Source organism: Bacillus swezeyi, assembly GCF_001969815.1.
Lineage (GTDB): Bacteria > Bacillota > Bacilli > Bacillales > Bacillaceae > Bacillus > Bacillus swezeyi.
On record NZ_MRBK01000013.1, the window covers coordinates 210,409 to 222,112 of the forward strand.

The 11,704-nt window shown below is 39.3% G+C and carries 9 protein-coding genes and 2 pseudogenes; 10 read left to right on the top strand and 1 reads right to left on the bottom strand.

Translation table 11 applies throughout. The features are described 5' to 3' along the window. The first annotated feature begins 14 nt into the window (after positions 1-14). From allD (BTA30_RS13020) to BTA30_RS13050, 7 genes and pseudogenes are all read left to right on the top strand, one after another. Positions 15-1,043, top strand: a complete 1,029-nt coding sequence (gene allD, locus BTA30_RS13020; protein ID WP_076761738.1) for an ureidoglycolate dehydrogenase — start codon at positions 15-17, stop codon at positions 1,041-1,043. A 25-nt stretch (positions 1,044-1,068) separates the two neighbouring features. Beyond that, positions 1,069-2,118, top strand: coding sequence for an ureidoglycolate dehydrogenase (allD, locus tag BTA30_RS13025; RefSeq protein ID WP_076761739.1), 1,050 nt, complete (start codon positions 1,069-1,071; stop codon positions 2,116-2,118). 17 nt (positions 2,119-2,135) lie between these two features. Beyond that, positions 2,136-3,893 carry an acyl-CoA synthetase FdrA gene (locus BTA30_RS13030; protein WP_076761740.1) on the top strand — a complete coding sequence of 586 codons (1,758 nt, stop codon included), beginning with the start codon at positions 2,136-2,138 and terminating at the stop codon, positions 3,891-3,893. After that, a complete protein-coding gene (locus BTA30_RS13035) occupies positions 3,893-5,158 on the top strand; it encodes a YlbE family protein (RefSeq protein ID WP_076761741.1) in 1,266 nt (421 codons plus the stop codon). Before BTA30_RS13030 ends, BTA30_RS13035 begins: the two co-directional genes overlap by 1 nt. Continuing rightward, complete coding sequence (locus tag BTA30_RS13040; protein WP_076761742.1) at positions 5,155-5,925, top strand: oxamate carbamoyltransferase subunit AllH family protein; 771 nt, start codon at positions 5,155-5,157, stop codon at positions 5,923-5,925. The genes BTA30_RS13035 and BTA30_RS13040 overlap by 4 nt, the downstream gene beginning before the upstream one ends. Positions 5,926-5,930: 5 nt before the next feature. Further along, positions 5,931-6,863: a carbamate kinase gene (gene arcC / locus BTA30_RS13045; protein ID WP_076761743.1), complete on the top strand. Its 933-nt coding sequence runs from the start codon at positions 5,931-5,933 to the stop codon at positions 6,861-6,863. Positions 6,864-7,095: 232 nt separating this feature from the next. After that, positions 7,096-8,348 (top strand): annotated as a pseudogene (locus BTA30_RS13050) (MFS transporter). A gap of 347 nt (positions 8,349-8,695) precedes the next feature. Here the strand turns inward: BTA30_RS13050 and BTA30_RS23875 are convergent. Continuing rightward, a pseudogene (locus tag BTA30_RS23875) lies at positions 8,696-8,971 on the bottom strand (DNA cytosine methyltransferase); the annotation flags it as partial. A gap of 583 nt (positions 8,972-9,554) precedes the next feature. Between BTA30_RS23875 and BTA30_RS13065 the strand changes: the two are divergent. From BTA30_RS13065 to BTA30_RS13075, 3 genes are all read left to right on the top strand, one after another. Further along, positions 9,555-10,055, top strand: a complete 501-nt coding sequence (locus BTA30_RS13065) for a DUF2690 domain-containing protein (RefSeq protein WP_076761757.1) — start codon at positions 9,555-9,557, stop codon at positions 10,053-10,055. A gap of 223 nt (positions 10,056-10,278) precedes the next feature. Continuing rightward, entirely contained in the window at positions 10,279-11,382 is a 1,104-nt protein-coding gene (locus tag BTA30_RS13070) for a response regulator aspartate phosphatase (protein WP_076761758.1), read from the top strand. Next, positions 11,379-11,495 (top strand): phosphatase, encoded by a 117-nt coding sequence (locus BTA30_RS13075; protein ID WP_076761745.1) that lies wholly within the window; start codon positions 11,379-11,381, stop codon positions 11,493-11,495. The genes BTA30_RS13070 and BTA30_RS13075 overlap by 4 nt, the downstream gene beginning before the upstream one ends. The last annotated feature ends 209 nt before the right edge of the window (positions 11,496-11,704 follow it).

Below are 11,704 nucleotides of genomic sequence, written 5' to 3' on the forward strand. Positions count from 1 at the left end.
GAGGGGCAATTTTAATGAGTGAACCATTAGTGTATGTAGAAAGTAATCGTCTCCGGCAGCTAATGAAAGATAAATTAGTGAAAGCAGGCTTACCTGAAGAACAAGCGGATAAAACAGCTGACTTACTCATTTTTGCAGACGAACGAGGTGTTCACTCACATGGTGCTGTGAGAATGCAATACTATTCCGAACGTACATTAAAAGGTGGATATAACCTGAAACCAAACTTAAGTTTCGAAAAAACGGGTCCAGCATCAGGGATTTATCACGGAGATAATGCGTTAGGGCATTATGTGAGTTATCAAGCAATGAAAAAGGCAATCGAATTAGCAAAAACATCAGGTATCGGTGTTGTCGGTGTAAAAGAAATGGGACACAGTGGTGCTATTGGTTATTATGCACGTCAAGCAGCATTAGAAGGTATGGTGGCATTAACAGTATGTCAATCTGATCCCATGGTCGTGCCATTTGGTGGTACCGAACCGTACTTTGGTACCAACCCAATTGCTTTTAGTGCGCCTAGAAAAGATGGTAGTCCAATACTTTTTGATATGGCAACAACGGTACAAGCCTGGGGGAAAATCTTAGATGCAAGAAGTAAAAACAAATCTATCCCAGACTCATGGGCAGTGGATAAAAATGGAGCACCAACAACAGACCCGTTTAAGGTAAATGCATTATTACCAATGGCTGGGCCTAAAGGATACGGGTTAATGATGATGGTTGATATTTTATCGGGGAGTTTACTCGGCTTGCCATTTGGCAGGCATGTCACTTCCATGTATAAAGATTTATCAGAGTACCGTCGCTTAGGACAGCTTCATCTCGTAATCAATCCTGAATACTTTGGTGGGAAGGAGCAATTCTTGGAAAAAATATCTCAAATGGTTGAAGAATTACATGACAACCCACCTGCTGAAGGATTTGACAAAGTGTATTATCCCGGTGAAATTCAAATAGATGTGATGAAACAGTATAAAAAAACAGGTATCCCAGTTACAAAGGAAATTTTAGATTATTTAGAGTCAGACAAAATTTACTAATTATGTAATGGGAGGGGGGAATCAGATGCGTGTATCTAAGCAAGAGCTGTTTCATTTAATCAAACAGAAGCTAATCAAAGCTGGATTAAATGAAGGAGCCGCACACGATGTTTCAGATGTATTGACATTCGCCGATCATAGAGGGATCCATTCCCATGGTGCAGTACGTGTGGAATACTATGCCGAACGAATCGCAAAAGGCGGTATTACAGCAAACCCAAACTACACATTTGAACAAACAGGACCTGCATCCGCTGTCTTTAGCGGAGATAATGGTCCAGGTCACCAAGCAGCAAAACAAGCGATGGAAAAAGCAATCGAAATGGCAAAAAATTCAGGTGTTGCTGTTGTAGGAATGAAGAATATCTCGCATAGCGGTGCATTGGGTTACTTTGTTGAAATGGCAGCAGAACAAGACATGGTTGCTTTAAGCATGTGCCAATCAGATCCAATGGTCGTACCGTTTGGAGGAACAGAACCATACTTTGGCACCAATCCAATTGCTTTTAGTGCACCATCGGCTGATGAACGCATTATCACATTTGATATGGCGACAACTGTTCAGGCATGGGGAAAAGTATTGGATGCAAGAAGTAAAAATGAATCGATCCCGGAAACATGGGCAGTAGATGCAGCCGGTGCACCAACAACGAATGCAAGAGATGTCCATGCACTTGTGCCAATTGCTGGTCCAAAAGGTTATGGATTGATGATGATGGTGGATATTTTATCAGGCAGCCTTCTTGGAGTACCTCATGGCGTACATGTATCTTCCATGTATCAAGACCTGACAAAAGGTCGCGATTTAGGGCAAATTCATATTGTTATTAACCCTGCATACTTCACAGATTTAACTGCTTTTAAACAACAGATTTCGACGATGCTCGATGAATTAAAAGCACACCCGGCAGCAGAAGGCTATGGAGAAATTTATTATCCGGGTGAGCGCGGTAAATTAAGAAGTGCAAAATATGATAAAGAAGGAATTGAAATTGTAGACGATATTTATAACTACCTCGTTTCAGGCGATGTTCATTTTAATCGTTATCATGGAAAGAATAGATTTGCAGAATAACAAAATGGAGGATCATTATGTTATACACAATTATAAAAGAAAACACCTATCAAGATTCTATCGTGTTAATGCTTTTATCAAACAAGTTATCTGCAATAGATGGTGTAAACAAAGTATCGATCATGATGGGAACACCAGCTAACAAAGACATTTTTAAATCTTCGGGTTTGGGCACAGATGAATTGGAAAAAGCAAACCCAAATGATATTGTCATCGTTATAGATACAAATCAGGAAGAAAAAGTATCGGAAGTGAAAGAAGAAGTAGAAGCAGCTTTAAAAGGTGATTCTGCTTCACAAAATACATCTAAAGACCAGGAAGCACATAACTGGAAGCGTGCAATGGAGCTTGCGAACAACCCGAACCTGGCATTGATTTCTATTCCTGGTCAGTATGCAGCAATGGAAGCGGAAAATGCATTGAATGAAGGGTTACATGTATTTGTATTCAGTGACAATGTATCTAAAGAAGATGAGGTTAAGTTGAAACAAAAGGCGCATGAAAAAGGATTATTAGTAATGGGACCAGACTGCGGTACCGGAATTATTCATGGCGTGCCACTTGCATTTACAAATATCGTGAATGAAGGAGATATTGGCGTTGTGGGTGCATCAGGTACAGGGATTCAGGAAGTGACAAGCATCATTGACCGTTATGGTAAAGGTGTAACAAACGCAATTGGTACAGGCGGTCGGGATTTATCAACAGAGGTTGGTGCTACCACGGTTTTAGATAGTATCAAAGCATTGAATCAAGATCCGAAAGTAAAAGTGATTACAGTAATTTCTAAACCGCCTGCAGAGGAAGTGCAGCAAAAAGTATTAAATGTATTAAGAAATATTGAAAAACCGGTTGTTACGTTATTTTTAGGAGATAAACCAACTTATCAGGAAGAAAATATTTATCATGCGTATACACTTGAAGAAGCAGCGGTTGTATCTGTTCAATTATCCAATGGTGACAAACCGAATTTTGAACCGACAGTGGCTGAAAATGTAAACGTGTCGTTAAAAGATTCACAAGTTGGTATTAAAGGTTATTACTCAGGTGGTACCTTGGCATCTGAAGCAGCTGTGTTAGTGAAAGAGGCATTCAAAGAGGAAGTACCTGAAGAGAAGAAAGATGCCTATATCCTAAAAACAAAACATCATGAAATTATTGACTTAGGCGATGATATTTATACCCAAGGGAAGCCGCACCCGATGATTGATCCTGAAAAACGTATCGAAGTGCTTGAAACATCTGGAAACGATCCTGAAACAGCAGTAATCATGATTGATAACGTTATTGGCTATGGCAGTCATGATGATATGGCAAATGAATTAGCACCAGCCATTAAACGTATTTTAGCCAATGCACATCAGGGTGGTCGTGAACTTGCAGTACTTGCAACAGTCGTAGGTACAGCGCAAGATCCTCAAGATTACGAAAAGCAAATTGACACCTTAAAACAAAATGGTGCAATGATTTGTGAGACAAACGACCAAATGGTTCGTACAGCGATTAAACTGGTAGGAGGAAAAGTGGAACAGCCAGTCCTTGATATACAAAAATTTGAACATACCCAAGAAGACTTGACAGTAGACGAAAAAATTGTGTCCTTAATCAATACGAAACCAAGTGTCATCAATATTGGGCTAAAAAGTTTTACAGCAGCTGTTCAGAACAGCGGATCAGAGTGTGTTCAATTTAACTGGCGTCCAATTGCTGGCGGCGATGAAAAGTTAATGAAAGTACTTCAATTTCTAAACTACTATGAAGGAGAGACAATCTAATGGGGTACAAAACAATAAATGAAGCGAACGAAGCTGTTATCCAGAAGATAATAGCAGCTGCACCATTCTTAACTGATGTTGTACCTGCCAAGTCTGTGATTCCTGAATTAGAAGATTATGTGTTATTACATGCTGGGCCTCCAATTAAATATGAAAATATGACAGATCCTATGCAAGGTTCTTGTGTTGGAGCGATTCTTTTTGAAGGATGGGCAGAAGATGAAGAGGGAGCGCGTGAACTGCTTGAAAACAAGAAGATTACATTTATTCCATGTCATCATGTGAATGCGGTTGGTCCAATGGGAGGCATTACATCACCTAATATGCCAGTTCTTGTTGTTATTAACAAAGAGAGCGGCAACGAGGCGTACTGTCAAATGAACGAAGGCATCGGTGCAGTATTACGCTTCGGTGCTTATAATGAGCAGGTAATCAATCGCCTGCACTGGATGAAAGATGTGTTGGGTCCGGTGTTAAGTAAGGCATTAAGAAAAATTGATGGAGGGTTAAACGTTAATGTATTGATTGCTAAAGCTATTGCAATGGGGGATGAATTTCACCAGCGCAATATTGCAGCATCATTGGCGTTTTTAAAAGAAGTTGCTCCAGTAATTTCGGCATTAGATGATGTTGAAAACGAACAAAGTACAGAAGTTATCCAATTTTTAGCTGATACAGACCAATTTTTCTTAAACATTGCCATGGCGACTGGAAAAGCAATGATGGATGCAGCGCGTACAATCAAACATGGTACGGTGGTTACTGCAATGTGCCGAAATGGTGAAAACTTTGGCATCCGTATTGCAGGTATGGGAGATGAGTGGTTTACAGCACCTGTTAATACACCACAAGGGTTATATTTTACTGGCTACTCAGCGGAAGATGCAAACACAGATATCGGTGATTCAGCGATTACAGAAACAATCGGTGTTGGCGGCGTAGCAATGATTGCTGCCCCTGCAGTAACACGTTTTGTCGGAACAGGTGGATTTAATGATGCGCTTGAAACAAGCAATCAAATGGCTGAAATCTGTGTTGGAGAAAATCCGAACTTTGTTATTCCGACGTGGGACTTCAAAGGTGCGTGTTTAGGTATTGATGCCCGTAAAGTTGTTGAAACAGGTATCACGCCGGTAATCAACACAGGTATTGCACATAAAATTGCTGGATATGGGCAAATTGGTGCTGGTACAGTTCATCCTCCAATCGAATGTTTTGAGAAAGCAATCACAGCATATGCTGAAAAACTAGGTTTTCAAGGATGATTTTACAGGCAAGTGCGATTGGTTCAATCGCACTTCAGCTATTAATTGAGGGAAAAACGTTTACTGTGCACAGCATTTTTGAAAAAGGTTTGAATATTGTTGATCGGAATGATGAATTGATATTTATCGGCACAAATGAAAATGGGACCTTTCCATTTGGAATCTTGCTTGACTCACAAACGAAGCAAACATTAAAAGCCGGTCTTGAGGTGGGAGATACATTTCACGTTCGCAATAACCATCTTTCCCACAACCGTTTTGAACTCAATTTTAATGCGAAAATACTTCCGTTATATACGGATTTTAAACATGCAAATATAAATAAATTAAAAGAAAACGTGAAACAAATTTCATTTAAATCGTATGAATCTACTGATTTTGAATCAGCTCATGTGTCGGACTTGATAAATAAATTACACGATCCAACTGAAAATTTGGAAGAGGAGTTTCGTTACTTTATCGGACGGGGCCAAGGTTTAACACCAACGGGTGACGATATATTGGTCGGTATATTATATGGACATTTCATCGACTCTTTTATCGCACAAAAACACCTTGGAACATTGGGAAATCTAATCAGAAAACCCTTAACAACCATTGTTAGCACGCGCTTTTTAACTTGTGCTATAGAGGGTTTATTTAGTTCGAAAATTACAAGATTACAACATGATTCATCTTTAAAAAGTATGAAAAGCCTTATAAAAGTAGGTTCTTCTTCTGGGATGGATACTTTATATGGAATTTATATGGCTTTAACAAAGGAGTGAAAGAAGTGGGGAAAAGTGTAGTAATGGCACTAGGAGGTAATGCAATTTTACAGCCAAAACAAGAAGCAACTTATGCTAATCAATTCAAAAATGTAATCTCTGCAACACGTCATATGATTGAAATTAAAGAAGCAGGACATAAAATTGTGATTACACATGGCAATGGTCCACAAGTGGGGAATATTATTGCTCAAAACGAAGCTGCTAAAAATGTCGTTGAACCGCTGCCAATCTATGCTTGTAACGCAGAATCACAGGGATTCATTGGTTATATGCTGGAAAAAGCTTTGAAAAACCATATTAAAGAACGGGGCATTACTGCGAATGTAGCTACATTTCTAACAATGGTTGAAGTGGACAAGTATGATAAAGCATTTGAAAAACCAACGAAACCAATAGGAGTATTTTATTCAGAGGAAGAAGCGAAGCAATTAGAAGAAAAAGGGTTTACTATGTCAGAAGATGCAGGGCGTGGCTATAGACGAGTTGTGCCTTCCCCAGAACCGAAAGTGATCCATGGGATAGAAGAGATTCGACGTTTAATTGATGAAACTATTGTTATCTCCTCTGGCGGCGGCGGTATACCTGTATATCGTGACGACAGCGGTCTATTACACGGTCTTGAAGCAGTAATAGACAAAGATCGTTCAGGATTAAAGCTTGCACAACAGGTAAATGCTGATGTTTTCATGATGTTGACAGACGTACCAAATGTATTTATCAATTTTGGCAAAGAAAATGAGCAAAAACTAAGCCGAATTACAGTAGAAGAAGCAGAACAATATGTGGCAGAGGGGCAATTTCCTGCTGGGAGTATGCTGCCAAAGATGCAAGCGGCTATAGAATTTGCAAAGTTAGGTAAAGAGGCAATTATTTGTTCATTGGATCAAGCGGTAGCTGCACTAGATGGAAAAGCGGGTACACGCATAACAAAATAAGACAATCCGTGTATGTTCATAAGGAGGATAAAAAGCCAAAATTCCTCCTTTTTTCAGATATGACCACATTTGATGTGTCATTTCCATTGAAAATTTCTGAACAATCTTTATAATGGGATTCTTTATGCAGAGCAGGTAGATTTCGAAAAGAAACAACCTATGAAGTCTAAATCGAAATTCAAATGATGAGTAGAAAATAATGGATCATTTAAAAGTTGAAGGAGGAAGTTTGATGACAAAAGAGGCGGGATCAGTTGAAGGTAAAGGAAAGCAACCGCTGGTTCCCTATTGGGTAAAAGTTGTCATAGTATTTTTCTTCGGTTGGGTAGCTCTTTATGCAACGCGAACAATATTAAACCCGATTATGGGGGATATTGAATCAGCGTTTTCATTAAGCAAGGCACAACTTGGCTTAATTATGAGTATATTTTTCATCGGTTATGCGGGTATGAACGTTCCTGCTGGAATATTAGGAGATAAAATTGGAAAAAAACGAGTGTTGGTTCCTGGTGTTATTCTATTTGGATCGCTCGCAGCAGTTACAGGGATGATGCCTACATTCTTTCTATTTATCTCTGCATGGCTTATGGTTGGTATGGCTCAGGGGGTATATTATGGGCCGCAATATGGAATATCATCCGAAATTATCCCGAAGAACCATTTAACATTAGGCAGTGCTGTGATTAATGCAGGGATGGCTTTTGGTACTTCAATTGGCTATTATATCTCCAGTTATGTTGTGGGAGAATGGGGATTCGGATGGAGAGTCCCATTTTTTGTTATCGCAGTACCGGTTGTACTTATCGGCATCGCAATGGCAATTGTAATTAAAGACAAGCCAAAAACTGATAAAGAGGTTAAAAGTACCGCTGAACCGTTTAAGTTTTCATCTTTATTTAATAGAAACTTAATTTTGGCATATATTATTATTTTCTGCTCTATTTACGGATTCTTTATGATTATACTTGGTTACCATACTATTTAGAAACAGCACGCCGTTTAACCGGAGGAAATATTGCCTTTGTTGCATCACTTGTTCCATGGGCAGCGATTCCAGGTTCATTATTTTTTAGCTGGCTGTCAGATAAGTTAGGCCGGCGTAAACCAGTATTGCTCATGATGTTACCGTTTGGTATTTTATCAACAGCTGCAATTGTTTACTTTGATAGCTTACCAATTCTGTATATGACACTAATTGTGTATGGAATTGTAGGGAAAATTAGCGTTAACCCGGTTTTAATTGCTGTTGTAGCAAATAATGCACCAAAGCAATCATTAGGTACAGCATTTGGATTCTACAACTTTGTTGGAATGTTAGGTTCCATTTTAGCTCCGTATATTACTGGCTGGCTAACAGACACTACAGGAAGTATGAATATAGGATTTTATTTTGCAGCAGCTCTGTTAGTAATCGCATTGATTGCAACATATTTAATAGATGAAAGTAATTTTCCATCTGTTGGTAAAGCAGCTAAACATCATTAGTTAGTAAAAGCTTATGACTTCTAGGAAATGCTCAGTCAGATTAAGTATGAAGAGACCAATTTACTGATAAATCATTATCGTTTTCCTTGAAATCAAATGATAATAATAAAAATAATGGTTCTTCATTTGTATCGTAAAGTAGAAAGTATACATTAAGTAAAACCACAAAGATAGTAAAATCTTTTAAAAAGCAGTTTCCAAGGTTTTAAATCGAACACGTTAATAAAGAGGATAATAAGTAAGTGGACTCTTATTACCTCTTTTTTTTACTCATGAGTCATAAAGTCAAAAAGAAGGGGAACGGAAATAAAATTGGCTCATTTCCATTTCATCCTTTCTGCTTGTTTTCATAGTGTTTCTGCAATACTGGCCATAATATATTCGGCACATGGTACGGCAATCGAATTTCCAAGTGATTTATATCTGGCATGGTCAGTAATTGCTTTTTCCTTATTGCCATAAGCTGTCCAGCCTTCAGGCAATCCCATCAAACGTTCATATTCCAATGGGATAAGCTGACGGATAAACCCTTCTTTTTCTTCTCCTTCATACCAGAATGAAAAATAATCTACTGTTCCTGCGAGCAAAGTTGGAAAAGGGTCACCTGTCCGTCCGAAGCTTCCAAGGACCTTGTTTTGTCTTTCTCCTTGGCTGCACTTCGCATACTTCTTTCTCGAAAGGGATGGATGACGGGTATTTCCCTCCTTGTTTCTTTAAAAGGTATTCGAAGGGGAACCAAATGTAATGACATGAACAGGCGGCATTTTATAGCCATCTATTTTTGCAATATCTCCGAGATGAAGCATATGTGGGAAGTGCCGCTTGGTAATGGAGATAGGTACTTTCTCTACCTCACTGCCCATATATGTGCAATTCCATAATGTGAAGCCGCTAAAGGAAATACCCCTATACAATCAAAGAGACTTCCGATTTTTAATCCTATATGATGTTTTTCTTCAAACATTTTTCCACTGTTCTGATTCACTTGTATTTTTGGGTGCGAATTTAGGTACGAGACGGATAAAATTCATTGAAATAGAATAAAATATTCTCTGCTTTACAAACCGCTAAACCATTGATATTAAAGGGCTTTTCAACCTATTCAAAATTACTGATGCGAAATGCAGGTCTTAAAAATAAAAGGGTATAAATTTGAAAAACGGCAATATGATCAATTATGCGCTGGCGGTTTGCTGCGCATATGACATGAAGAGGAGATGGGACTCTGTGAAAAAAAGTCTGGCTATGGTTTCAAGTATGTGTTTGATTACTCTTTTATGTTTCATGACGAATGGATTGTCGGCTCATGCTGAAGATCATTCGTACGACGGCAAAAGCCCTTACTACAATAATTGCGCTTCAAGCGGCACAACAAAGGCGGCAGCCAGACTGATAGATGCAAATAATAAACAATTCGGAATCGTGGAATTAAAATTCAGCAGCGTCTGCAAAACAGCATGGGCTAAAATTACGCTGGACAAAGCCGTGCCTTCAGGCTGGGAGGCAAATGCGTACGTGAAGAGGAACACTGATGGAAAAGAGCTGAATTGCAGCTCATCCGGAGGAAACGGAAAAGTGCTCCCCGGCCAAACATCCTGCTATACGCCGATGGTCTATGATCTTGATCCGCGGTCATCCTATGCAATGGGGAAATACTATAATCCATCAACCGGCGCCTTAACCTATGCTTATACAAGTTCCTATTAATATTGAAGCACCCTTCGCCAAGGGTGCTTTTTGGTTGATTCATCAGACCCGTTATCTCATCTCTTGAAGAGCCATTTGGCCTGAATATGTAAAAAATAAGCGATAAATCCGGTAAAGTGAGAAAAATGAACTATTACTATTAATTTATACAAAGGGAAAAATATAGTATGATATGTACAAAGAAAAAATAAAAAAATTGAATATTGGAAGAAAGGAGCTCCATATGAACAAAATCGCCGCGGAAGAAGTCGCCAACACCCTTAACTCATGGTACCGCGCCATCAGAAGAAATGATGCAGAACAGTCGATCCGACTATTTGAACAAGTCAAACCGATGCTGGCAGAGATGGAGGAAGATCAAGAGGTATTAATCTACTATTCTTTGCTGGAGCTGCGGCATAAAATCATGCTGTATGATACGCGGGGAAAAAAGATAGAACAGCAAGAGGAGTTAACGAACGGCGGCAGCGCTGCATCAGATATGACATCTTATTATTACTACCTGTTTTCAGGAGCGTACGAAGTTTATAAAAAGAATTATGAACAAGCGGTCAGCTTTTATAAAATTGCCGAAAAAAAACTCGCCAATGTCCATGACGAGATTGAAGCTGCGCAATTCCATGATAAAGTCGGGAAATTATATTATTACTTGGGGCAAAATCTTGTTTCGTTAAATCATACGCGCCAAGCGATGGAAATATTTAAAAGCTATGCAGAACATAATATCAATCTTGTCTCTACATATATCACGATGGCGGGCAATTACACTGAGATCGGGAAATATAAAGAAGCGGAAGAATATTTGACCCAGGCCATCGGTACAGCGAGAGATGCCGGCGATCATTTCAAAGAAATGCAGCTCCTGCATAATTTCGGCCTTCTTTATTCGGCGATGGACAAACCGGAAGAGAGCATTTGTTTTTTGGAAACCGTTTTGGCCGATCAGGCATATGCCGCTTCAGACTATTATTTCAACGCTGTTTTTTTAATGATCAAAGAGCTGTTTAAAATAGGGGAGCATGACCGGGCTGCCGCTCTTTACAAAGAGGGGAAGGAAAGATCAAAAGGCATGGAGAATGATATATTTGAGGCGAAAATCAATATTTTATATGCAACGTATGAAGAGGGTGGTGAAAAGGCATTCAGCGATTGCAAAGATAATCTGGAGATCTTATTTAAAACAAAGCAGTATGACAGCGTGCGGGAGCTTTCACTCTTAACGGCCAATGTTTACAGGGGAAAATCTCTTTATAAAGAGGCTGCCTATTTCTTCTTGGAAGCGATTAAAGCAGAAGAAAAGATGAAAAAAGTGGAGGGAATGTCATGAAAAAACTTTTAATTGTCACTGCGATTGCTGCCGTTGTATGTTCAGGATGGCTGATGGCTGAAAACCACTCTGTCTCTACTGAAATGCATGTTGCTGAAAAGATGGTCGGATAAAAAATGGTTTGAATCCGTCTTGCTGGAAGCAAGGCGGATTTTTAGCGTATCGACAACCCTCGGATTCGTTGTCAGGCCTGCTGAGCCGGTGCTCATGTACAAGGAAGGAACGGCGGTTAATCCTGCCCGAACACCGTCGTCATCATGTCCTGTGAAAGTCCGATGCTTGGCTTTTCTAGACTGCAAAGAATGACAACATCCTAAAACTT